Consider the following 24,870-nt stretch of genomic DNA (forward strand, 5'->3'; position numbering starts at 1 on the left):
ACCTTTACCGATGGGCCAGCGCCGCCCCACTCTTCACATAAGCCCTGATGCCTTCCAGAATTGCCTCTGCAACCTGATGCTGATAGCGGGTGGTTCGCAGCTTTCGCTCCTCTTCCACATTACTGATAAACGCGGTCTCTACCAGGATTGACGGGATATCCGGCGCTTTCAGCACCGCAAATCCCGCCTGATCCACGGTGCGTTTATGCAGATGGTTGATGCGCCCCATGCGATGCAGCACCTCTTTACCAAACCTGAGGCTGTCGTGAATCGTCTGACGCTGCACCATGTCGAACATGGTGTGATCAAGATAGCGGTCGCCGCTTTTGCTGACGCCGCCAATCAGGTCTGATTCATTCTGGGTCTGCGCCAGGAAACGGGCGGCGGCTGACGTGGCACCGCTGGTTGATAAGGCAAATACCGAAGAGCCGCGTGCTGCCCGACTGGTAAAGGCATCAGCATGAATAGACACAAAGAGATCGGCGCGCTGTTTACGGGCTTTGGCGACCCGGACACGCAGCGGAATAAAGACATCCTCGTTGCGCGTCATATAGGCTTTCATGTGGGACTCTTTATCGATCAGCGCTTTGAGTCGCCGTCCGATCTTCAGCACAATATCTTTCTCGCGCGTCTTATATTTGCCGTGCGCGCCAGGATCTTCTCCGCCATGGCCGGGATCAATCATGATGATAATCGGACGATCGCGTCCCGCTTTGCCGGGTAACGGCGCCTGCACCCCTTCATCCTTCTCCAGATCGCCCTGATTATAATCTTTCAGCAGGGCCAGCAGCGGATCGTCTTCCACATGGTCCTGGCTCGGGTAGAGATCGACCACCAGCCGGTGATTGATACCAGCGACCGGTGCCAGATTAAAGATCTTCGGTGCGACGTTGCGCTTCAGCTCCAGAACAACGCGCACCGTGTTGCTGTCGAACTGGCCGACCCGGGCATTTTTGATAAAGGGATCGTCGACCCGAACCTGCTTATCCACCCCTTTCAGGGTCGAATTAAGATGCAGGCCCTGAATATCGATTACCAGTCGTTCGGGATTGCTCAGCGCAAACTGCTTGTATTTCAGCGCGACACTGGACTCCAGCGTCATGCGCGAGTAAGTGGATGAGGGCCAGATACGCACCGCCACAATGTGGTTCTTTGCCGCCAGCCCTGTACGGCTGACGCTCAGCAACAGTAAGGCGCCTGTCCCCTGTAAAAATCGTCTGCGTGAAAAATGGGAATTACCGTCTGACATGCCGCTCCAGCTGCTGTGTTATGTCTAAAAAAGCGCCAGTTAATCAAATGGCGGCGAAAACTTTATCCAATCCGCAGGATGATGTCACCCTGGAAACCCCAAATAATGCAGGCTGTTAGCGGCTTTGACACCCATAAAAACGTAAATTTTCGTCAGGATTAAGGCTTGCAAAATCGGGCGTAAAAGAATAAAAATACAGAAAATACGAATAAACATTCACTGAGGGTTGGCCGTGAAGGAACGTAGTACCGAACTGGTTCAGGGTTTTCGCCATACCGTTCCCTATATCAATGCCCACCGGGGTAAAACCTTTGTCATCATGCTGGGTGGCGAAGCGATTGAGCATGAGAACTTCTCTGGCATCGTTAACGACATCGGCCTGCTGCACAGCCTGGGCATCCGCCTGGTGGTGGTTTATGGCGCACGGCCACAGATAGACGCCAGCCTGGCTCAGCAGCAACTGGAACCGGTTTATCATAAATTTACCCGGGTGACTGATGCGCAATCGCTGGAGTTAGTGAAGCAGGCTGCTGGTCGGTTGCAGTTAGATATCACTGCCCGCCTTTCAATGAGTCTTAACAATACCCCGCTGCAGGGCGCGCATATCAATGTGGTCAGCGGCAACTTCATTATTTCACAGCCGCTGGGCGTGGATGATGGCGTGGATTACTGCCACAGCGGGCGTATCCGTCGTATTGATGAAGAGGCGATTCATCGCCAGCTGGATAACGATGCCATCGTGCTGATGGGTCCGGTTGCAGTCTCTGTGACCGGCGAAAGCTTTAATCTGACGTCAGAAGAAGTGGCTACCCAGCTGGCAATTAAGCTCAAAGCGGAAAAAATGATCGGTTTCTGCTCCGAGCAGGGCGTGCTGAACAGCGATGGTGAAATCATCTCCGAGCTGTTCCCGAACGATGCACAGGCCCGCATCGACGAGATTGAAAAGGAAGGTGATTATCTTTCTGGTACGGTCCGCTTCCTGCGTGGCGCGGTGAAAGCCTGCCGCAGTGGCGTGCGCCGCAGCCATCTCATCAGCTATCAGGAAGATGGCGCGCTGTTGCAGGAGCTCTTCTCACGCGACGGTATCGGTACGCAGATCGTGATGGAGTCGGCCGAGCAGATCCGTCGCGCCAATATCAACGACATCGGCGGTATCCTCGAACTGATCCGTCCGCTGGAGCAACAAGGCATTCTGGTGCGTCGCTCACGTGAGCAACTGGAAATGGAGATAGATAAGTTCACGATTATTCAGCGCGACAATCTGACCATCGCCTGTGCCGCCCTCTATCCGTTTATGGATGAGAAGATTGGTGAAATGGCCTGTGTGGCGGTTCATCCTGACTATCGCAGCTCTTCACGCGGTGAGATGTTGCTGCAGCGCGTAGCGTTGCAGGCGAAGCAGATGGGACTGCAAAAGCTGTTTGTGTTAACCACGCGCAGCATCCACTGGTTCCAGGAGCGCGGCTTTACGCCGGTTGATATTGAGTCACTGCCCGAGAGTAAAAAAGAGATGTACAACTATCAGCGCCGTTCCAAGGTGCTGATGGCCGACCTCACCTGATTTCATCCCGAAGGGACAGGCCCCCGTTGTGGACTGTCCCCTTTTTCTCAGCTGGTTTCACCCAGTCGCTCCACCAGACCGCTGCGTCGCTGCGTCTGCAACTGCACGGCTCGCTGAAATACGCCCGGTTCGCTGTAAATAGTCAGTTGCTTACGTGCGCGGGTAATCGCGGTATACACCAGTTCGCGGGTCAGCACCGGCAGAAACTGCGTCGGCATCACCAGCGCAGTGTGGTCGAACTCCGACCCCTGCGATTTATGCACCGTCATTACCCAGGCCGTTTCATGTGAAGGTAACCGGCTCGGCTGGATCGCCTTGATTGACCCATCCGGCAGCGGGAAAAAGACCTTCAGGTTACCCTCTTCATCCCGCAGCGTAATGCCGATATCGCCATTAAACAGGCCGAGCGCGCTGTCATTTCGGGTAATCATCACAGGACGTCCTTCATACCAGCGGCTGCCCATGCCAGGACGCCGGATGCGCTGCAGTTGCATCAGTCGCTGCTCAATGCGCTGGTTCAGACCCTGCACGCCAAATGGCCCGTCACGGAGTGCACACAGCAGCTGATAACGACCAAATGCAGCAATCACCTCAGCAGGCGGTGCCTGTCGGCGGATAAGTTGCAGGAAGGGCTGATAGCCCTGTGCGACCTCATCCAGCATCACCTGATAGGCTTCCGCGCTGTTCAGCGTCTGAAAACTGACATCTTCATGGGCCGCAGCAAACACCGCCCTGACCTGCTCTGCATCACCACGATTGATCGCTTTTGCCAGCTGCCCGATGCCGGATGAAGCGTCAAAACGATAACTTTTCTGCAGCAGGCAGATGCTGTCACGCACGACTGGTGCCTGCCTGTTGTCACTGCCCTGCAGCGTGCAGCCAGTCAGCAGGGCAAGCTGTTCTGCCCGCGCCTGGCTGTAGCCGCTTTCCGTGCAGCGGCAGATGTCGCCCAGCACCGCACCCGCTTCAACCGAAGCGAGCTGATCGCGGTCGCCCAGAAACACCACGCGGGCATGGGCAGGCAGCGCGGCGATCAGCTTTGCCATCATCGAGAGATCGACCATTGACGCTTCATCCACTACCAGCACATCAAGATGCAGCGGATTGCCGGCATGGTAGCGTAACCGCTGGGTATCGGGCTGCGCGCCCAGCAGACGATGCAGCGTGGTGGCTTCGGCGGGAAAACGCCGCCGCTCTTCGTCGCTGACTACCAGTTCCTGCAGCGCCCGGCCCAGCGACTCGGTCAACCGTGCGGCAGCTTTACCGGTCGGTGCCGCGAGCTGAATCCGCAGCGCGCCGGGATTCAGGCGAATCAGGGCGGCGAGGAGTTTCGCCACGGTGGTGGTTTTACCGGTGCCCGGCCCGCCGGAAATGACCGCCGTCTTGCGGGTCAGCGCCACGGCCGCAGCAATTTTCTGCCAGTTCTCCGGCTGGTCGCCAAACAGGCTGTTCAGCACGTCTCCTGCGGCACGCATATCAAACGCAGTTTTGATTTCCTGTGCAGCAAAAAAGTCGGCGACCCGGCCTTCGCTGTACCATAGCCGATGCAGATATAAACGCTGGTTACTCAGCACCAGCGGTGTCACCCGGCTGCCGTCACTGACGGCCGACCAGTCTGCCAGGCGTGATGGCCAGTCATCCGGCGCGCCAGCCGCCTGCCAGATGGCCTGAGCCAGCGCAGGCTGACGCCCCGCAAACAGGCTATCTTCACAGAGGTTGCTCAGCGGTAAACAGACGTGCCCTTCTCCCGCCTCCGCGCTGACGCAGGCAGCCGCCAGCAGCAGCGCAGGCTGTGATTCTGTCGCCACCAGACGCGCAAACTGGATATCCAGCGGCCGCAGGAGACGCTTCTCAACCGCCTGCAGCAGCAGACTCAGCATGTCACTCATAACATCTCCCCGGTTTCACCAAACAACGCATCAATCTCTTCCACAAAAGCTTCGGAAGGCCGGGTAGCAAAAATGCCGTTGTCCGGCGAGCTGCCATCCATCCCGCGTAAAAACAGATAAAACACCCCGCCAAAATGTTGCTGATAGTTGTAGTCCGGCAGGCGATGCTGCAGATAGCGATGCAGCGCCAGCGTATAGAGCTGATACTGCAGATCGTAGCGGTGGCCAATCATCGCCTGCGCCATCGCTTCGGGGGTGTAAGCGGCGTGACTTTCCCCCAGCCAGTTCGATTTGTAATCCAGCAGATAATATTTTCCCTGCCAGCGGAAGACCAGATCGATAAAGCCCTTCAGCATGCCGCGCACCTGGCGAAAATCCAGCGGAGCGGCCTGCTGAGAAAGTGTATCGTGACGACGCAGCAGATCATCAAGATCCGCCGCCGTCAGAAGATTGTTGATCGGCAGATAAAACTCCATCTCGATGAGCCGTTCACTGCTTTTTATTGCCGACAGCGTCAGTCCCTCCGCATTGAGCGGCGTATGTAAGACCCGATCGATCCACTGTTCCAGAACCGGTAACCAGCTCAGTGGGTAACCATTGTGCTGCAGCTGATCCTCCAGCCAGATGCGATCCGGCGGTTCGGTAAAGTCGATCGACTCAAACAGACCGTGCAGGAAGGTGCCGGGTGCTGCACCACGCGGAAAATGGTGCGGCGTCAACGCCGACTCTTCACCCCTCTCCTCTTCGCCCGCTGCATCGATATCGAAGTTAGGTAACGCATCCAGCAGTGGCGAGCTGTGATGCTGTTGCAGACCGGAGTAACTGGTTACTCGCCAGACATCCGCCAGGGCGCGCGTCACGTCGCGGCTGCTTAACGCCTCGTCGCCCTGCTGCGCATCCTGCCACATTTCGCCCGGCAGCAGATCTTCTTCAACCAGTGCAATCCCTTCACCGGTTAATGCATTGAGTCGCTGGCTGAGCTGCTGCGCATCGACCGCCTGACCCTGCTGTACCAGATAGCCCAGCGCGCTTTTATGGAGATCGCTTTCACCCTCTTTTTTACGGGTGCCTTTGATCAGCGGTGCAATGCCAACGCTGCAGTGATAAACCGAACGGGTCAGCGCCACGTAGAGCAGACGCAGATCCTCTGCCAGCCGTTCTTCTTCGGCCAGCGCCAGACTCTGCGCATCACCCTGCACATCCAGGAGCGCCGTGAAGTTGTCGCGATCGTGATAGAGCGCGCTGGCCGCCTCGCGGAATCCGGCCGCAAACGGCAGCCAGACCAGCGGATACTGCAGCCCTTTTGATTTATGGATGGTGATGATCTGCACCAGATGGCGGTCGCTTTCCAGACGCAGCTGCTGGCTGGAGGCCTGACTGTTGGGCCGGGCAATCTGCTGCGCCAGGAAGCGCACCAGCGCGTGCGGACTCTCCAGCTGCACCGAGGCTTCCTGCAATAGTTCACCCAGATGCATCAGGTCAGTCAGGCGACGTTCACCGTTCTCCGAGGCCAGCATATTCTCCGCCAGTTGCCGCTTGATCATCACATCACGCAGCATCGGTAACACGCCGCGCTGATGCCACAGCTGCTGCCAGACGGCAAACTGCTCCACCAGCGCATCCCACTCGCGCTCATTCTGAGTTAACGCGTCCAGCGTCGCCGCATCGATGGCAAAAATCGACGTCGCCAGCGCGCTACGCAGCAGCCGTTCCTGTTCCGGTGCCTGTATCGCCTGCAACAACCAGAGTAATTCGCGCGCTTCCGGCGTGGTGTAGACGCTGTCCCGGCTGGAGAGATAGACCGACGGAATCGACAGCGCATTCAGCGCGTCGCGGATTAAACCGGCCTCATTGCGACTGCGTACCAGCACGGTGATATCGGAAGCCCGCACCGGCTGCAGCGCCTCACCTTTACCCAGCCAGGCACGTCCCTGCTGTCCTGCCACCAGCCAGCGGCTGATATCGGCGGCACACTGCTGCGCCATAAACTGCTGGTAGTCGCTGTTGCCGACGCCCTCGCCAGGCTGCAGCCAGAAACGTAATGCGGGTTGCTGCTGCTGGTCAAAAATCAGCTTCAGTGACTCGTTTGGTGCGGCAGGCTTAACCGGCTGGAAGGGGATCGCCGAGAAGAGGAAAGGCGAATCAAGCTGAGAAAAGAGGCGGTTGACGCTCCCGACCATCTCAGGTGAAGAACGCCAGTTGGTATCCAGTGTGTAGTGAGCACTGACTTCGCTTCTGGCCCGCAGATAAGTAAAAATATCCGCGCCGCGAAATGCGTAGATTGCCTGCTTGGGATCGCCGATCAGAAACAGCGCCTGCTCCGGCTGATTAATATAGAGCGTGCGGAAGATGCGATACTGCTGTGGATCGGTATCCTGGAATTCATCAATCAGGGCCACCGGGAAACGCGCCCGGATGGTTTCGGCCAGCAACACGCCGCCAGGCTGCTGCAACGCCTCATCCAGTTTACTGAGCAGATCGTCAAAGCCTAACAGCGCACGTAACCGCTTCTCGCGCTGCACCGTGGCACGCACATCGGTCAGCGCCTGCGCGATGATCACATCGCGCAGCGACAAGGGTTCAGCCAGAAACTGATCGATCGCCTCAAACAACGAGTGTCGCGGGGCGTCGCCTTTTTTGGTTTTCTCATCCAGCACCTGCTGCCCAAAGCGCTCCAGCTCTTTCGGCAGTTGATAATCCAGCGTCTCACTGCTGGCCCACTGCGTGACTTTTGCGACCCAGTTGGGCAGATGTTTACTGCTGTAGCTGCGCTTATCCACGCCAGAAGCACTGATCATGCCTTCCACATCGGCGCTAAGCGCCTGCCACTGCTGTTTGATAGCCTTAATGCGCGCCAGGTTACGGGCGTGGCGTGACGCCAGCGTCTCATCGGCTGCGGGCGGATGCTTCAGGCTGGGTGATTCTCCCTGAAGCCAGGGGCGCAGCGTGGTCAACAGACTGTCAGGCCCGCTCCACTCTGCAGCGATAATGCGCGCCACATCAAGCGTCAGTGGGTAGCACTGGCGACGCCAGAAATCAGCGGTCGATTGCTTCAGCAGCGCCTGCTCATCTTCAATTAACTCCTGCTCAAACAGCATGCCCGATTCAAAGGCGTTGAGATTAAGCATCCGCTGACAGAAGCCATGGATGGTGAAGATAGCGGCTTCATCCATCTGCCGCTCAGCAGCCAGCAACTGCGCGGCCGCCTGACTGAGATCAGGCACCTGATCCAGCAGTAACTGGTGCATCGGATTGCTGCTTTTGCCGCGGATACAGGCCAGACGTAACTGATGAATATTCTCGCGGATTCGCCCGCGCAGTTCCGCAGTGGCGGCTTCGGTGAAGGTCACCACTAAGATTTCTTCTACCGAAAGCGGGCGGCTGTAAGCGTTTTCTCCGCCCAGCCCTAGCAGCAGGCGCAGATAGAGCAGACCAATGGTAAAGGTTTTTCCGGTGCCCGCTGACGCCTCAATCAGCCGCTCGCCTCTGAGCGGCAGCGTTAAAGGATTCAGCGATACGGGAGGTAACTGCGTCATTGGGTCTCACTCTTTACCGGCAGCGACTGCTGCAATTGCGCCACTTCATTCCAGGTTTTCCAGCCAGGCTGACGGGCAAATTCAGTTTTGCCGGTGCCGGTGCCGGCAATCTGCGAGGTCATTACCATGCCCTTATGTTCAATCACGGCCTGCCGGAAAAAGTCTGCCAGGCTGGTCGGGGTTAACTGCTGAACCTGCTCGATCACTTTTTGCCGGGTATTAAAGTGATCATTCTGGCGATCAAAGTCGCGGCTAAAACGATCCGCTTCCTCAAAGAGCGTCTGAGGACGCTGCTGCAAATCATTGATCATCGCCTGCTGATACTGGGAAAAATCTGCCTGGCTCATGCTGCGTAATCGTTTTTCTGCCTGTGGATAGAAGGCTTTGTAACGCTGCAACAGCCAGGCCGGTTGTTTGCTGTTACTTTGCAGCAGGAAGCCCACACCCCACTGGCGGCCCACCGGCATCTGGAAGGCAAAGACCGCATAGCCGAGCTGCTCTTTAGTACGCAGCTGATTGTAGAACCACGGCTGAACGATCTGGCTCAGCATCGAGCTGTGCGCCATGCTCTGATATTCACCGTATCCCAGTGGAACATAGAGAGCGGCAAGAGCGGAGTCGGTGCTGCTGCCCTGCTGTTGCAGGTTGGCTTTCAGCGATTTTTTTATGGTCACATACTGGCTGTGCCAGTCGCGGGTCGCATTACTCTGCATCTGTTGCTTAAGCTCATGTCCCAGCTGCGTCACGCTGTCAGCACTAAGGTTACCCACCACCAGCATCTCTGGCGTCGCATCGCGGAACAGCGTATCGCGATAGGTCGTCACATCTTTAAGTGAGATTGTGCTTACCAGCTTGCGGCGAGTCTCGCGCTGGGTATAAGGCAGTTGCGACAGCAGTTGCATCGGCTGAATCGCCTGCTCAAACGCCTTGCCTTTTTCTGCCGCGTCCAGCCGCTCCAGATACCAGGATTTGGCCTGCTCCAGCTGCTGCTCTGTCGGCTGGAAGGTGGCATAACCCTCAACCAGTTTCTTTAGCAGCGTCGGCAGGCGCTGCGTGAAGCCGTTGGCACTGAAAACCAGCCCCTCATCTTCACCGGTTGAGAAGCTGATGCCGCCCACGGAGGCCTGCGAGTTAAGCTCATCCAGCGCCAGGCTGGAGAGGTAGTCATTCAGGCCAAACAGTACCTGCTGACGGGCGTCGCTGATGGCGTTTTTATTGCGTAATGCCAGCGTGATCGCCGCTTTAGGTTCGCTGGCGTAATAACGGCTGGGCATCCAGTAAATGCGCATACCGTCATTGTTATCCAACTTCACCGGATGCTGATACGTTTTTCCGTCTGACGGCAACAGGGTGAAGTCGTCCGGGATATAGGGGTTCAGCACGGGCATCGCCAGCGTGATCTGGCTGGCGCGCTGCTGCCAGTCGGCAAAGGTTTGTGATGTGATTTTCTCAACCTGGTAAGGCGCATCCACAAAATAGGCTGTTTTGTTGTGCGGCTCCTGCGGGCTGATATACCAGATACGCGCATGCTGAGGGGTCATCTCTTCCAGCCGGGCTTTAATCGCGGCAGCATCGTACTGATCCGCCAGATAAGGCGCATCCAGCGTGTGTTCAACCGGCACGCGCAGCATGGTATCAACCAGCCATTCGATGTAATCCATATCGCGGGTGATGGAGGGATAGCGAAAGTCGAGCGCCAGCACGTGTGAAACTTCATCGAAATAGCGCTTATCATCGGCCTGCTGACGCAGCAGATTGATGTAGCTGAATATGGCCGCTACCACTTTGTCACGCTGAGCCAGGCCTTTGTCGGTGAGTGACGCGGTAATCGCAAATACGCCACTGTTACGCTCAGTCATCGGGTCAGCGCCCGCATTGACCCCGTCGGCCAGCCCCTGCTTTTGCAGCCAGTCAGTCAGCGTATTTTTGCTGCGGTTGCTGATTAAATAGCTAATCAGCGTGTCGGTTTTACTGCGAAAGCGATCGCTGTTATTGGCAATGCGAAATTCAATTTTGAGTTGCTTGCGGGGCTGGGCCGGAACGTAATGAATAATGATGCCCTGCTGCGCATCCGTCACTACCGGCACCGTAATCTCCGGCACGCTGGCGTCATGATTTTGCACCCGGCCAAAGGTTCTGGCCGCAATCGATGCCATCTCCGGCAGCGGTTTGTTGCTGTAGATCACCGCCTTCATCAGGTTCGCAGAGTAATGGGTGTGATAAAAATCCAGGAGCGCCTGGTGCAGTTTGCTGCCGGGCTTATCTTTCAATGTTTCAAGATTGCCGCCCGAGAAACGTGACGCCGGATGCGCCGGGTTCAGGGTTTCAGCGCCCACCTGGGCCATGCGCAGGCCATCGCGCGAGCGCGCCATCGTCAGCTCGGCGTTCACGGCGTGGCGTTCGCGATCGGCGTTAACCGGATCCAGCAGCGGCTCAGCCACCGCATCCGCCAGGCGATCAACCGCCGGTTCCAGCGAATCGTTTTCCACTTCCAGATAAAAGGCGGTGCGGTAAGAGGCCGTGCTGGCGTTGTGGCTGCCGCCATGCTTTTTCAGAAATTCGGCCAGGTTGTCCGGCTGCGGGTAGCGCTTTGAGCCCATCAGTACCATATGCTCAAGGTAGTGTGCCAGTCCCGCCTGCTGATCAGGATCGTCCAGCGATCCTATCGGCAGCGTCAGCGCCGCAAGCGATTTCGGTGCGACAGGATCGGAAACCAGTAACACGGTCATCCCGTTGTCGAGCCGGATCGCCTGATAGTGGCGAGGATCCTGTTCACTTTTGCGAATGGTGTCGTTAACTGGCTGCCAGCCTGATGATGTCTGCGCCTGTGCTGTACAAGCCACCAGGCTTAACAATAGCGCCGCTATCCAGCGTGCGTATACCCGCATGTAAACCCCTCTCGTTTCCCGATAAACCGCCAATGACGTACCCGGCGGCTCAAAGCAGAGCAAAATTTCTGTGTAATAAGCCAGTTAGCAAAAATGCCTTCTGACCTGCTATTCATCATCCTGATGTGCAGCCAGCACTGGTAAATACCAGTGCTGTGCCGCCTCAGTTATCTGCTGTAGTTGTGGCTCATCCAGCACACGGCAAAGACGCTGCAGATAGGGATCGCCGCCCTCGCCCTCCACCTGATAGTTACCCTGCCAGGCGGTCAGCAGTCGATTACGCGCTTTGAGCTGCGTCGCTTCATCGGTCAGCAACTGCTGGCTTTTTTTGTCATAGCTGGCGGTCAGCCACGCGCCGCCACTCTTGTTAAGCAACATCAGCGGCTGGCGCATACCCGCGAGATAGCCTGCGACATATTCATTCAGCGCAGCGATCGCCTCAGCCTGCGGTACGGCGAGGAAACACCAGCGGCTCTGCTGCCGGCCAAACATCCGGCTGCTGCCGGTGCCGCCCAGCGCGCAGTAGACCAGATGCTCCAGCCAGAGTAACAGTCCGTCGTTCATGTTGAGCACGCCAGGCCGCCAGCGCAGCAATCCATCACTCTGTACCTGCGTCAGCCAGCCGGTTAAGCTGATCTGCTCCAGTTGCAGATTCACTTCCCAGCTCTCGCCGTCGCTGCGTTGGGTGACCACTTCTGCCGCTACTTCCTGCATCTCATCGCGCTGCGCCTGCCAGAACAGCTCACCGAAAGCGCCATAAGGCAGATTACCGGCCGCACGATGGTGCGCATAAAGTCGCTGAGTATCCTCGCCTTCGACCAGGGCATTCAGCAGTTGCGCATTGATCTGGTAACGCTCCAGATTGTCCAGGGCAAATGGCTCGCTGTCGGGCAGTTCGTTCTCCTCCAGCCAGAAACTCACGCCGAGCCGCTGGTGGAACCAGGCGCGGACCGGATGTCGCCAGAAGCGCAGGAACGCCTCCAGCGTGAGCGCGTCAATTAGCGGCGCTTCCAGCGGCTGAACAAAAGCGGGTTGCGGCTGCCCTGCTCCCTGCGCGGCAGGCAGCCACTCACGGGCGAAGCTCTGGAGTCTGGCAGCCGGCTGGAAGTTTTCCGCGGCAAATGGCATCCGGCTGTGCAGGTGCTGCAGGTGCATCCGCACCCGCGCGGCACTCTCATCCAGCTCAAGATGACCGTCACCCTCCAGATAAAAACTCTGACCAATGTAATCCAGCAGTTCTGTGACCAGTACTGAAGGGTAGCGTTCCGTATTATCCTGTATCGCGCGGCCGATATAACTGATATAGAGCTGCTGCTGTGCCGAAATCATCGCCTCCAGGAAGAGGTAGCGATCATCATCGCGGCGGCTGCGGTCGCCTTTGCGGGACTGCTGCTGCATCAGGTCAAAGCCTAACGGTGCCAGGGTCCGGGGATAGACGCCGTCGTTCATGCCAAGCAGACAGACCAGCTGAAAAGGAATGGAGCGCATCGGCATCAGGGTGCAGAAGTTAATCTGTCCAGCCAGAAAACGCTGGCTGATGCGCTGCTGATCAAGCCGGCTACGTAAATCATCGCGCAGCAGCGCCACCGGAATCGCCTCTTCAAAGCGCGCATCCATGCCATATTCGATCAATTGCTGCCACTGCTCTTCCACCAGCAGCAGAGCAGCCTCGGTTTCTGCATCAGGGCTGAAAAAGGCATTCAGCAATTCCCGGCACAGTGGCAGCCAGGCGACCAGCGGACGGGGTTCGGCCAGCAGCTGCCGCCAGTGATTAAGCCGGGAAAGCAGCTCAGCCAGATGTCCCGCCAGTTCCCCCACCAGACCACTCGACTCGTCATAAGGCAGAATCCCTTCCCAGTCACCGTTGTGGCTCTCCATCGCATAGCCCAGCAGCATGCGCTGCAGGCCAAAGCGCCAGGTGTGCTGGCCGGTAATCGGGAGTGACAGCGCTTCCACGCTGGCATCATCCAGCCCCCAGCGCACACCCGATTCGCTGACCCAACGCCGGAGTAAGCGCAGGCCGCTTTCATCAATAGAGAAATGAGCAGCCAGCGCCGGGACATCCAGCAGCGCCAGCACATCCTCTGAGACAAAACGGCTGTCCGGCAGTGCCAGCAGATTCAGAAATGCCACAATGGCCGGATGCGCCTGACTGGCCCTCCGGTCTGAAATCGCAAACGGCAGGTAGCGATCAGGGGGCGCGTTGGCGAACACCGCCTGAATAAACGGCGCGTAGGCGTCGATGTCTGCCACCATGACGATAATGTCACGCGCTTTCAGCGTCGGATCGGTCTCCATCATCGCCAGCAGATGATCCTGCAATACTTCGACTTCACGCTGAGCGCTGTGGCAGACCTGAACCACAATAGAGCGGTCATCCGGATCCAGACAGCGCTTCTTATCGCTATGCGCCAGTTCCGCCGCATTCAGTCCGATGATGGCGTTATCCTGCAGGTTGAGAAGATCGTGCTGCATGCAGTGCAGCAGGTTATCCGGTTCTACATCCACAAACGCATCAATATCGTCGTTTGACTCCATCTGACTGAGCAGATACAGGTTATCGCGCCCCAGCTTGCCCCATGAGGCAAGTAGCGGGTTAGTGAGCTGCTGTTCGCCAGCGTCATTAAACAGTGCCGGTGCCTGTTCTGCATCCCGGAAAAGTCCGCGTGATTCATCGGCACCATGACGTCGGCGCTGACGGCTCTGCAGTTTCGCCAGAAACGCATAATCCTGAATGTCGCCCCAGTAGTCGCGGCAGGGATTGGTGAACAGCAGATGGATGTCGATGTGACGTCCCAGCGCCTGCAACGCCTGCAGATAGACTGGCGGCAGCGCAGAGATACCACAGATGAAGACCCGTTTCGGCAGATTTTCTGGCGTGGTTTTCGCCTGCTCCAGCGTCTGAATAAATCGCGAATAGAGGTTGGCACGGTGCCATTCGGGCTGGCGCAGCGCCTGGGTATAAGTTACCAGATCACGCCACAGTGCGGCCTGCCAGCGCTGCGCTTCACCCAGCCCCTCAATGGTTTCGCCACGTTCCCAGCTGTTGAGCCAGTCGGCACGATAAACCAGATACTGGTCGAACAGATCGGCCACGCGTGAACTGAGCTGATACAGTTTTCGTTTGTCGCCGTCGTCATGGAGATAGTGGCGTAAAGAGACAAACTCTTCATGTTCGAGCATCACTGGCAGCCGGTGCATCAGCTTCCAGCCCATGCTGGCCTTGCTGAAAGCACTTTCTACCGGGATATCGGGCAGTACGCGGACGAACATCTCCCAGATAAAACTGGCAGGCAGCGGAAATTCGATATTGGCGGCAATGCCAAAGGTTTGCGCCAGCTCCATCTGCAGCCATTGCGCCATTCCCGGGCTCTGCACCAGCACCATTTCTGAGGCGAAAGGATCATCAAGAGGGTCATGTTTAATCACCGCCGCCGCCAGAATCTTCAGCACATCAAGCTGATTTGAGTGATAAACGTGAAACATGAAAACTCCTGTGATAACTCAGAACGTGACTGCGGTATTGCGGCTCTGTCACTTTACCGCGTATCGCGGTTGAAACCCATCAAAAGGGCGACCCACGACCTTTAACATCGCAGGCGCGTCAGCGTAGCGTTGCGCTGAAAAGGCCCCTTCACGTCAGCCCGCTCCAGGGTGCAGCCTGAAGGGCCGCTCTGCTGTTGCAGCGTCGATGTCCACCCGGCAACGTCATGCCCTGCCAGTCCCTGCTCAGCCACCCGCCATGCCTCGCGCTGATACCACTGCTGACTGAATCCCAGCGCCAGTGCGCGATGATAGTGCAACAGCGTGCTGCTGCTTAATGCCATTAACAGCAGAGCAAACAACACTTCCGGCAGACTGAATCCGCCGCATTTACTGGCAGGTTGCCGGGGACGTGAGCGGGCAATAGTCAATCCAGCCGTGCGGCAGCGCGCTAATCTGATTGCCCCGTAAACGTATCCAATGCCAGACCGCCATGCCACTGCCGCTGGCCTCACCTTTAAGCAGACCTTCATCCTTTTCACCTCGCTGTAAACAGCTGCGCCAGCCCTGGCGATCATCCTGCTGACACAGGGCTGACTCCGTCGCTGGCCAGCTCAGGGAAAGCCCCCATTGCAGCGCCGACTGTGCCCGCCAGAAATCCTGAATAAACTGCTGCTCATCCGCCAGCAGTCGCATTCCCTGCTCAGACATCTTTCGGCTTGCATGTAGCGTAAAACTGCCGATCACCATAATCATTAACACCATGCCCAGCGCACTGCTGCCCCGCTGCTTCACAGGTTCGCGCCCTCCACCCAACTCTCCACCGTTTCAAGCCAGCGTCCGGCCCGCCCCTGCAGCACTATCCTGATCTGAGCGCCCTGTTGGCTGATGCCGAACTGCTCCACTGTCATGAATGCGGGATCGGAGAGCCGCTCCCAGCCCGCTGACTGACACTGGTCAACACCGCGTTGCATCTCAAGCTGCTGCTGGCGCAGGCGAAAGCCGTAATAGTCACTCTCTGCATGACCCACCGGTTCCCATTTACCATTGCTGTTCTCATCCCAGCGCAGCAGCAGGCAGTGCTCGCTGATTTTCAGTGCGCCACTGCCGCACTCACCGTGACAATAACCGGCACGCCGCACCGCCTTTTCCAGCGTCACCATAATCTGCTGTAATTCCTGACGCAGCTGCGCCTGTTGCAGCACGCCCGCATTCTCCGCCAGCAGCAGCGGCAGAAAACGACCGGTACTGAGCATCACGACGGCGCTGATTGCCATGGCGATTAGCATCTCCAGCAGGCTGAATCCGTCGATTTTCAACGGCACGTCTCCTCATCCGTTATGCAGAGGCGAATTCGGGCTCTGGCTGAGATAATCAGCCGCATGCGTCCGGCGCTGTTCCCCAGCTCAATACTGCCCGCTTTAGCGACATTGCGGCGGCCATAGAAGCCCGGCTCGCCCCGAATGTCATAGAGTGCAACGCCCGCGTGCGGCACGATGAAATGCAACCTTTTCCCTTGATCACACCCCGTAACGGGGCGGCTGCCGGCACCGATGCACCAGGGATTGCCAGGCTGTGACCATAATACCAGATCGCTATTTTGCCGGTTGGCCTGGGCGCGCAGTCGTAGCAGGAATCCCTGCAATTGCTGAGCGCTGTCGCGCAGTTGCTGCCGCTGTTGCCAGCGCTGCCAGCCGTGCAGCGCAGCAACGCTCAGCATGCCGGTAATCACCATCACCAGCAGCAGTTCCGGCAGGGTAAAACCGCGTAAGTGTGCTGTTTTCATGAAGACAGAGTGCGGGTGATGAACGGGGGAAACAACAGGCGTTGTGACAGGCTGGAAAGCGTGCCGCAGAGAATCATCCCCCGCAAACAGGCAGTGGCAGAAGCGTGCGAGCGGTGCCGCAAATTTACCGGTTTGCAGGCAAAAAAAAGCCCCGGCGAAGTTGCCAGGGCGTTATCGTTTACTGCGGATCAGATGGCGACAGGCGCTTTGATCGCGGGATGCGGATCGTAGCCTTCAATCTCGAAATCGTCGAACTGATAGTCAAACAGTGACGCTGGTTTGCGTTTGATCTTAAGCTTTGGCAGCGGACGCGGCTCGCGGGTCAGCTGCAGGCGCGCCTGCTCCAGATGATTGCTGTAGAGGTGCGTGTCACCGCCGGTCCAGACGAAGTCGCCTACCTGCAGATCGCACTGCTGCGCCACCATATGCACCAGCAGCGCATAGCTGGCGATGTTAAACGGCAGGCCCAGGAAGATGTCGCACGAGCGCTGATAAAGCTGGCAGGAGAGCTTGCCGTCCGCTACGTAGAACTGGAAGAACGCGTGGCAGGGGGCCAGCGCCATCTCGCTGAGTTCGCCGACGTTCCAGGCAGAAACAATAATCCGGCGTGAGTCAGGATCGCGCTTCAGCTGCTCCATCACCTGGCTTAACTGGTCAATTTCCTGACCGCTGGACGTTCCCCAGCTGCGCCACTGTTTGCCATACACCGGGCCAAGGTCACCATTCTCATCTGCCCACTCGTCCCAGATGGAGACGTTGTTTTCCTTAAGATAACCGATGTTGGTGTCACCTTTCAGGAACCACAGCAGCTCATGAATAATGGAGCGGATATGGCATTTCTTGGTGGTGACCAGCGGAAAACCATCCTGCAGATTGAAACGCATCTGGTGACCAAAAATTGAAAGCGTACCGGTGCCGGTACGGTCAGCTTTTGGTGTGCCTTCCTGCAGCACATGTTGCATTAAATCCAGATACTGTTTCATTTTTCCTCGCGAAATTGTGGCTGCGGGCGACGACGATACGCCCAGATCATCATAATAATACCGGCAACAATCATCGGCACAGAAAGGATCTGCCCCATACTGATTCCGCCTTCAAACAGGCCAAGCTGGGCATCCGGCTGGCGGAAGAACTCAACGATTATACGGAAGGCACCGTAGCCAATCAGGAACAGGCCTGAGACGCTGCCCATCGGGCGCGGCTTGCGAATAAACAGGTTCAGAATGATAAACAGCACCACACCTTCAAGCGCCAGTTCATAGAGCTGCGAAGCATGACGTGGCAGTACGCCGTAGGTGTTAAGCAGTTCCTGATATTGTGGATTGGTGGCGGCCAGCGCAACATCTTCGCTGCGTGAACCCGGGAATAGCATGGCGTAGCGGAAGCCCGGATCGACACGTCCCCACAGCTCGCCGTTAATGAAGTTGCCAAGACGACCGGCACCCAGACCAAACGGGATCAGCGGCGCAATGAAATCCGAAACCTGGAAAAAATTACGTTTAGTGCGGCGGGCAAAGATCAGCATCACCACAATCACTCCGATCAGGCCACCGTGGAACGACATGCCGCCATCCCAGACTTTGAACAGATAGAGAGGATTTTCAAGGAACAGCGGTAAGTTGTAGAACAGGACATAGCCGATACGCCCGCCCAGGAAGACGCCCAGGAAACCGGCGTACAACAGGTTCTCAACTTCCTCTTTTTTCCAGCCGCTGCCTGGCTGATTGGCGCGGCGTACTGCCAGCCACATGGCGAAAACAAAGCCCACCAGATACATCAGACCGTACCAGTGAAGCGAAACCGGTCCGATCGAGAAGATCACCGGATCGAACTGCGGAAATGCAATATAGCCGTTATTCATCATTCACCGTCTATTTTTCAACCCTGAAAAGGGGCGTTGTCAGGCACATAAATTAAGGCTGCGCATCATAGCACAGCCGGTTTTGTGAATTGTCTTGCAAATGTAAACGCGGATAACCCGCCTGGCTTCGTAGTTAGCGACCGCCGCGAATCAATCCACCCAGCCCGCGCCGTTCCATAAAGGCCGAGACCAGATGGCGAACTTCGGTGGCGGTGTCGGCATTCATCCCCTGCTCGCTGAGCTTCTGCACCTCTTCGTGATCCAGATGACGCAACAGATACTTCACGCGCGGTACGTTTTTACCGTTCATGCTGAGATGGTGATACCCCAGGCCGACCAGCAGCGCGACGCACATCGGATCGCCCGCCATTTCACCACACAGGCACAATTCCAGATTGGCCAGGCGGGCTTCCTGCGCGATCGCATTCAGTGCGCGCAGCATCGCCGGATGCAGCGAGTCGTACAGGTTCGCGACGCGGGTGTTGTTACGATCCACCGCCAGCAGATACTGCGTCAGGTCGTTGGTGCCGACCGAGACAAAATCGACCCGTGACGCCAGATGCGGGATCATAAACAGCATTGACGGCACTTCGATCATGATGCCAATACGCGGCGCGGGAATCGTATAGCCCAGCATCTCTTCCACTTCGCGTCCGGCGCGCTCAATCAGCTGTTTTGCGTCGTCGATCTCGTCGATATGACTGATCATCGGCAGCAGGATACTGAGGTTGCCGGAGGCGGCATTGGCGCGCAGCATCGCGCGCACCTGCACCAGGAAAATTTCCGGCTGGTCGAGCGTCAGGCGGATGCCGCGCCAGCCCAGGCAGGGATTCTCTTCACTAATCGGCATGTAAGGCAGCTGTTTGTCTGCTCCCACATCCAGTGTTCGCAGCGTTACCGGCTTGTTGTGGAACAGCTGCAACATGCCCTGATACTGCGCTACCTGCTCCTCTTCCGACGGGAAGCCATTCTGCAGCATAAACGGGATTTCGGTGCGGTAGAGGCCGATGCCATCGACCCAGCTGCCCAGCGCCTGTTCATGTTCCGGGCTTAATCCGGCATTCAGCATCACCTGAATACGTTCGCCACTTTTCAGCTCACCCGGCTGATCGACCACGCCTTCCGCCATTTTGCTCAGCGCGTTCTCTTCGCTGATTAGCCGCTGATACTCCTGCACCAGCACCGGCTCGGGATCGATCAGTAGCTCACCGCGATAGCCATCAACAATCAGCAGGCGTTTGTTGAGCTGATGGGGCTGGATGTCAGCGCCCATTACCGTCGGAATGCCCATGGCGCGGGTCAGGATCGCCGCGTGGGAGTTAGCCGCGCCGTCACGCACTACCACACCCGCCAGCCGCTCCTGCGGCAACTCCGCTAAGCTGGTGGCGGTCAGCTCATCGGCGACCAGCACAAAGCGTTCCGGCCAGGCATTGGTGCCGACCAGGGTATCATCGAGGTGAAACAGCAGACGCTGACCCAGCACCCGCAGATCGCCTGCGCGTTCACGCAGATAGTTGTCAGTCAGGCTGGCGAACTGTTCAGCAAACTTCTCGATCACCTGTTTCACGGCCCACTCCGCGACCGATCCGTGCTCGATCTCGTCGAACAGATCTTTCTTCAGCCGGGCATCGGTTAACAGGTGAGAGTAGAGATCGAAAATGGCCGCGCTCTCTTTCTGTGCGCTGGCGCTGAAACGTTTGCTGAAACGGCGAAATTCATTGGTTGCTTCGCTCATGGCAAGCGACAGACGCTCACGTTCACGCTGCACATCCAGCGTTGAGGCGGCTGAAACCTGATCGAGCAGAGGCTGCGTCTCATCGACCCAGCCGGGTGCCACCGCTACGCCAGGCGCTGCCGCAATAGCGCGCACCCGTGTCTGCCGGAACTGACCAAATAGCTGCCCCATCTGAGACTGCGACAGCAGCGCCGCCATCTGAGTGGCGAGCGTAACCAGGAATGACTCTTCGCTTTCATCAAACTGACGATGTTCGCGCTGCTGCACCACCAGCACGCCAAGAAGTTGACGACGGCTGATAATGGGCACGCCGAGGAAGGAGCGATAGCGCTCCTCTTTGACTGCGGGGATATATTTAAAGCTGGGGTGACTCTGGGCGTCAGCAAGGTTAATCGGTTCGGCCAGACGGCCCACTAAACCGACGATACCTTCGTCAAACGCCAGCGTCACGGTGCGGCCACGCGGTTTTTTGAGGCCGCGCGTCGCCATCAGGTAATAGCAGCGACGATCGTGGTCGGCGAGGTAAACGGAACAGACTTCCGTATCCATCGCCAGACAGATCTCATTGACCAGGATGTCGAGTGCTTCATTGAGACGCGGCGCACTCGCCACTTTTTCTACAATTTCGCGCAACTGAGTGAGCATAAAGGGCGTGGCCTAACCTCTCTTACGTCGATGGGCAGGATTATTTCGCTGCCCCGCACTCTCCTGCATAGACATCACCACGCCAGCGAATTCCTTCATTACCCGACGATAGACGTCGCGCTTAAAGGAGACAACCTGACGCACCGGATACCAGAAACTGACCCAGCGCCAGCCGTCAAATTCCGGCGTGCTGCTGTGCTGCACATTGATATCCGCGTCATTACACATTAACTGCAGAAGAAACCACTTTTGTTTCTGGCCGATACATACCGGCTTTGTGTCCCAACGCACCAAACGTTTTGGCAACTTGTAACGTAACCAGTTACGGGTAGAGGCAAGTATTCGAACATCTTTCCGGTGTAATCCGACCTCTTCGAACAGTTCGCGATACATCGCCTGTTCTGCGGTTTCACCGGGATTGATGCCTCCCTGAGGAAATTGCCAGGAGTGCTGTCCAAAGCGCCTGGCCCATAATACTTGTCCCTGCCGGTTACAGATTACGATACCAACATTCGGGCGGTAGCCATCATCATCGATCACCGGACTACCTCAAAGCAAAATTTGAATGGCCTGATTGTTTCACACTCCTTACAGGCGGTAAACCACTGGATTCATGGGGGGTTGAGGCATCAATAGCGGGATAACTCACAGAAAAGGGCATAGTTATAAACAAAGACTGCAAAAAAGCTCGATCTTATTCACCTTTTCTGTGGATAGCTTTGTGCAGAACGCGGGAGTTAACTGAATAACCCTGCTATCACACCTGGGAATACCGAAAAGAGTTAATTCCTTATCTGACTGATTAAAAATGAAATTAATGCAGAATCACGCTTCACTGGCTTTTTATAAACAGCGAATATTTTTACGCCCACTGACAATTGGTTAAATTATAATCACAGTGCTTTTTATCCACAGATAATCGCTCAGGGTTAGGTCAGGCCGGTGAAATTCTGTTCAAATGGCGAAAAGTCAAGGCTGTAAATGGAACCAGTACCGCAAAGATAAGGGGGTTATCCCACTTTTCTGTGGATAACCGGACTGGAGATCCTGTTCATTATTGCGGGTAAGCTGGGATAACCCTGACCCACTGCAGATAGCACGAGGGCAATCCACTCAAAAAAGCATGATCTATCATGTTATTATCGAGCCCGGACACGATTTATTTTAGCGGGACAACTTACTTATCCGTACCTGTACACATTTTAATCATTATGAGTTATCAACATGCGTTATCCACCAGGACCACCCGAAGATGAAGCCAGCCTGCTGGCACGCGCGCAGGATTTAGCCGGATTACCTATGGAAACGCTGGCTGCACGTGCCGGCCTGCCCATGCCTGCGGATCTTAAACGCGATAAAGGCTGGGTCGGCATGCTGCTGGAGTGGCACCTTGGGGCGAGCGCGGGCAGCAAAGCGGAACAGGACTTTGCCCATCTGGGTATCGAACTGAAAACCATCCCGATTGATGCACAGGGTAAACCGCTGGAAACCACCTTTGTCTGTGTCGCACCGCTGACCGGTAACAGCGGCGTAACCTGGCTTACCAGCCATGTGCGTCACAAGCTGGCGCGGGTGTTGTGGATCCCGGTTGAAGGTGGGCGTGAGATTCCGCTGCGGGAACGCCGTGTCGGCGCGCCACTGTTGTGGAGCCCGAATGCGGAAGAAGATGAGATGTTGCGACAGGACTGGGAGGAACTGATGGATATGATCGTGCTGGGGCGCGTTGAGCAGATTACCGCACGGCATGGTGCCTGGCTGCAAATCCGGCCCAAAGCCGCCAATAGCAAGGCACTGACCGAGGGAATCGGCGATCAGGGCCAGCCCATTATGACTCTGCCGCGCGGCTTCTACCTGAAGAAGAGCTTCACCGGTCCCCTGCTGGCGCGCCATTTTCTCCTGTAAATCGCGTCTCCTGCGCGACCAATGTCGCAATTTTGTGGGAGATTGGCGAATTCAATGCGTATAATCGCCGTTTACTTTTCGTTTAGGATTGAATGCCGGTATGTTTGAGTGGATTTCCGATCCCAACGCCTGGCTGGCGCTGGGCACCCTGACCATCCTTGAGGTGGTGCTGGGTATTGATAACATCATTTTCCTGTCGCTGGTGGTCGCTAAGCTGCCAAAACACCAGCAAGCCAGTGCACGCCGTATTGGTCTGATGGGCGCGATGCTGATGCGTCTTGGCCTGCTGGCTTCCATCGCGTGGGTCGCCCGTCTGACTAATCCGCTGTTTACGCTGATGGATCATGCATTCTCGGCGCGCGATCTGATTCTGCTGTTTGGCGGTCTGTTCCTGTTGTGGAAATCGAGCATGGAGATCCATGAAACGATTGAAGGCAGTGAAGGCGAGCACAACACCCGCGTTCATTCGTTCCTTGGTGCCATAGTGCAGATCATGATGCTCGACATTATTTTCAGCCTCGACTCCGTGATTACCGCCATCGGCCTCTCTGATCATCTGTTTATTATGATGGCGGCAGTGGTCATTGCAGTGCTGATGATGATGTTTGCCGCACGCGCCATTGGTGAGTTTGTTGAACGCCATCCGTCAGTCAAAATGCTGGCCCTCTCCTTCCTGATTCTGGTCGGTTTTACCCTGATTCTGGAGAGTTTCGCGGTTCACGTACCAAAAGGTTACATTTATTTTGCTATGTTCTTCTCCATGGCGGTTGAGTGCCTTAACCTGATGCGCAGCAAGAAAAAGCACGCCTGATAAAGTCAAGGGCGAGCCTGCTCGCCCGATTATTTTCAGAATCCTACGATTAACCCTGCCGGCAAAACCATTTATTACTACACTTTTTGCACTTAACGATTTGTGAGGAAGAGGCGAGATGAAAGGGTGGGCAGGCGTAGCAATGGTGATGGTAACCGCAGCGTTCCTGAGTGGATGCAGCTCTGATTATGTCATGGCGACCAAAGATGGCCGGATGATCATGACCGAAGGCAAGCCGAGCATTGATAAAGAGACCGGCCTGGTGCAGTACACCGACCAGACGGGTCACGAGGTGCAGATTAACAGCGACGAGGTCTCAACGATCATTGAACGTTAAGTGCCCGATTTAATCACCTGCCATCGATTCCACGCTGGCAGGCGATTTCCCCGACTTTTCCCCCTTCCTTCCCCGCCGTTGCTCGCGCTATAGTCCCTGAGGACACAACATTCCATTCCATAAAAAAAGGAAGCTGGCAATGCACTATCATCGTATTCCCCACAGCACGCTGGAAGTGAGTCAGCTGGGGTTGGGCACTATGACGTTTGGCGAACAGAACAGTGAAGCCGACGCCCATGCTCAACTGGATTTGGCTATCCGTTCCGGCATCAACTTTATTGATACTGCCGAGATGTATCCGGTGCCACCGCGCCCGGAAACTCAGGGTCTGACCGAACAATACATTGGCAGCTGGCTTAAACAGCGCGGCAGCCGCGACAAAATCATCCTGGCCAGTAAAGTGGCGGGTCCGTCACGCGGCAATGATGCTTCGATTCGCCCGGATATGGCACTTGACCGTAAAAACATCCGCGCCGCACTCGATGCCAGCCTGAAACGCCTGAACACCGACTACCTTGATCTCTACCAGTTGCACTGGCCACAGCGCCAGACCAACTATTTTGGCAAGCTGGGCTATCAGTACAGCGAGACCACGGCGCAGGTGACGCTGCTGGAGACGCTGGAAGCGCTGACCGAGCAGGTGCGCGCCGGCAAAATCCGTTATATCGGCGTGTCGAACGAAACGGCGTGGGGCGTGATGCGCTATCTGCAACTGGCAGAGAAGCATGAGCTGCCGCGCATTATCAGCATTCAGAATCCCTACAGCCTGCTGAACCGCAGTTTTGAAGTGGGTCTGGCCGAAATCAGCCAGCATGAAGGCGTAGAGCTGCTGGCATATTCAAGCCTGGCGTTTGGTACGCTGAGCGGCAAATACCTGAATGGCGCGCAGCCTGCGGGCGCACGCAACACATTGTTCAGCCGCTTTACTCGCTACAGCGGCGAGCAGTCACAGAAGGCAATTGCCGAATATGTGGCGTTGGCTCAGCAGCATCAGATCGACCCGTCGCAGATGGCCCTGGCCTATGTGCGTCAGCAGCCGTTTGTGGCCAGCACGCTGCTGGGCGCCACCACGCTTGAGCAGTTACAGATTAATATCGACAGCGTCAATCTGACCTTAAATGCAGAGATTCTGGAAGGTATTGAGGCGATCCACCGCCGTTACACCTATCCTGCGCCATAAGTACTCT

At 56.6% G+C, this 24,870-nt stretch carries 18 protein-coding genes; 5 read left to right on the forward strand and 13 right to left on the reverse strand.

Annotation, left to right across the window (positions count from 1 at the left end):
- Positions 1 to 4: 4 nt before the first annotated feature.
- Complete coding sequence (gene amiC / locus AC6I8J_RS14960; protein ID WP_161732847.1) at positions 5 to 1,249, reverse strand: N-acetylmuramoyl-L-alanine amidase AmiC; 1,245 nt, start codon at positions 1,247 to 1,249, stop codon at positions 5 to 7.
- Positions 1,250 to 1,481: 232 nt separating this feature from the next.
- Here amiC and argA point away from each other — a divergent pair, with 232 nt between their 5' ends.
- Entirely contained in the window at positions 1,482 to 2,810 is a 1,329-nt protein-coding gene (gene argA / locus AC6I8J_RS14965; RefSeq protein ID WP_013358908.1) for an amino-acid N-acetyltransferase, read from the forward strand.
- A 47-nt stretch (positions 2,811 to 2,857) separates the two neighbouring features.
- Here the strand turns inward: argA and recD are convergent, their stop codons facing one another.
- From recD to rppH, 12 genes are all read right to left on the reverse strand, one after another.
- On the reverse strand, positions 2,858 to 4,699 hold the full coding sequence (gene recD / locus AC6I8J_RS14970) for an exodeoxyribonuclease V subunit alpha (protein ID WP_161732849.1): 1,842 nt from the start codon (positions 4,697 to 4,699) through the stop codon (positions 2,858 to 2,860).
- Positions 4,696 to 8,235 (reverse strand): exodeoxyribonuclease V subunit beta, encoded by a 3,540-nt coding sequence (recB, locus tag AC6I8J_RS14975; RefSeq protein WP_260060038.1) that lies wholly within the window; start codon positions 8,233 to 8,235, stop codon positions 4,696 to 4,698. The genes recD and recB overlap by 4 nt, the downstream gene beginning before the upstream one ends.
- A complete protein-coding gene (ptrA, locus tag AC6I8J_RS14980; protein ID WP_285087919.1) occupies positions 8,232 to 11,123 on the reverse strand; it encodes a pitrilysin in 2,892 nt (963 codons plus the stop codon). The genes recB and ptrA overlap by 4 nt, the downstream gene beginning before the upstream one ends.
- Positions 11,124 to 11,231: 108 nt before the next feature.
- Positions 11,232 to 14,609 carry an exodeoxyribonuclease V subunit gamma gene (gene recC / locus AC6I8J_RS14985; RefSeq protein ID WP_161732855.1) on the reverse strand — a complete coding sequence of 1,126 codons (3,378 nt, stop codon included), beginning with the start codon at positions 14,607 to 14,609 and terminating at the stop codon, positions 11,232 to 11,234.
- A gap of 101 nt (positions 14,610 to 14,710) precedes the next feature.
- A complete protein-coding gene (locus AC6I8J_RS14990; RefSeq protein WP_237566690.1) occupies positions 14,711 to 15,037 on the reverse strand; it encodes a prepilin-type N-terminal cleavage/methylation domain-containing protein in 327 nt (108 codons plus the stop codon).
- A complete protein-coding gene (locus AC6I8J_RS14995) occupies positions 14,997 to 15,401 on the reverse strand; it encodes a DUF2509 family protein (protein ID WP_161732857.1) in 405 nt (134 codons plus the stop codon). The genes AC6I8J_RS14990 and AC6I8J_RS14995 overlap by 41 nt, the downstream gene beginning before the upstream one ends.
- Positions 15,398 to 15,925, reverse strand: coding sequence for a prepilin peptidase-dependent protein (locus AC6I8J_RS15000; protein WP_161732860.1), 528 nt, complete (start codon positions 15,923 to 15,925; stop codon positions 15,398 to 15,400). The genes AC6I8J_RS14995 and AC6I8J_RS15000 overlap by 4 nt, the downstream gene beginning before the upstream one ends.
- Positions 15,922 to 16,392: a prepilin-type N-terminal cleavage/methylation domain-containing protein gene (locus AC6I8J_RS15005; protein WP_161732862.1), complete on the reverse strand. Its 471-nt coding sequence runs from the start codon at positions 16,390 to 16,392 to the stop codon at positions 15,922 to 15,924. The genes AC6I8J_RS15000 and AC6I8J_RS15005 overlap by 4 nt, the downstream gene beginning before the upstream one ends.
- Before the next feature lie 188 nt (positions 16,393 to 16,580).
- On the reverse strand, positions 16,581 to 17,375 hold the full coding sequence (thyA, locus tag AC6I8J_RS15010) for a thymidylate synthase (protein ID WP_260060040.1): 795 nt from the start codon (positions 17,373 to 17,375) through the stop codon (positions 16,581 to 16,583).
- Entirely contained in the window at positions 17,372 to 18,253 is an 882-nt protein-coding gene (gene lgt, locus AC6I8J_RS15015) for a prolipoprotein diacylglyceryl transferase (protein ID WP_033733822.1), read from the reverse strand. Before lgt ends, thyA begins: the two co-directional genes overlap by 4 nt.
- Positions 18,254 to 18,386: 133 nt before the next feature.
- Entirely contained in the window at positions 18,387 to 20,633 is a 2,247-nt protein-coding gene (gene ptsP / locus AC6I8J_RS15020; RefSeq protein WP_161732866.1) for a phosphoenolpyruvate--protein phosphotransferase, read from the reverse strand.
- A gap of 12 nt (positions 20,634 to 20,645) precedes the next feature.
- Positions 20,646 to 21,173, reverse strand: a complete 528-nt coding sequence (gene rppH, locus AC6I8J_RS15025) for an RNA pyrophosphohydrolase (protein WP_009087042.1) — start codon at positions 21,171 to 21,173, stop codon at positions 20,646 to 20,648.
- Positions 21,174 to 21,857: 684 nt separating this feature from the next.
- On the opposite strand from rppH, the gene mutH reads away from it, so the two are divergent.
- The 4 genes from mutH (at position 21,858) to AC6I8J_RS15045 (ending at position 24,863) form a co-directional block, all read left to right on the forward strand.
- Positions 21,858 to 22,535, forward strand: coding sequence for a DNA mismatch repair endonuclease MutH (gene mutH / locus AC6I8J_RS15030; protein WP_110330840.1), 678 nt, complete (start codon positions 21,858 to 21,860; stop codon positions 22,533 to 22,535).
- 100 nt (positions 22,536 to 22,635) lie between these two features.
- Positions 22,636 to 23,346: a TerC family protein gene (locus AC6I8J_RS15035; RefSeq protein WP_003853954.1), complete on the forward strand. Its 711-nt coding sequence runs from the start codon at positions 22,636 to 22,638 to the stop codon at positions 23,344 to 23,346.
- 118 nt (positions 23,347 to 23,464) lie between these two features.
- Positions 23,465 to 23,683: a YgdI/YgdR family lipoprotein gene (locus tag AC6I8J_RS15040; RefSeq protein ID WP_150014112.1), complete on the forward strand. Its 219-nt coding sequence runs from the start codon at positions 23,465 to 23,467 to the stop codon at positions 23,681 to 23,683.
- 139 nt (positions 23,684 to 23,822) lie between these two features.
- Positions 23,823 to 24,863 carry an NADP(H)-dependent aldo-keto reductase gene (locus AC6I8J_RS15045; protein WP_161732868.1) on the forward strand — a complete coding sequence of 347 codons (1,041 nt, stop codon included), beginning with the start codon at positions 23,823 to 23,825 and terminating at the stop codon, positions 24,861 to 24,863.
- Positions 24,864 to 24,870 lie beyond the last annotated feature (7 nt).

The sequence above is a fragment of the Pantoea sp. X-Soil-ISGK-355 genome, assembly GCF_059730805.1.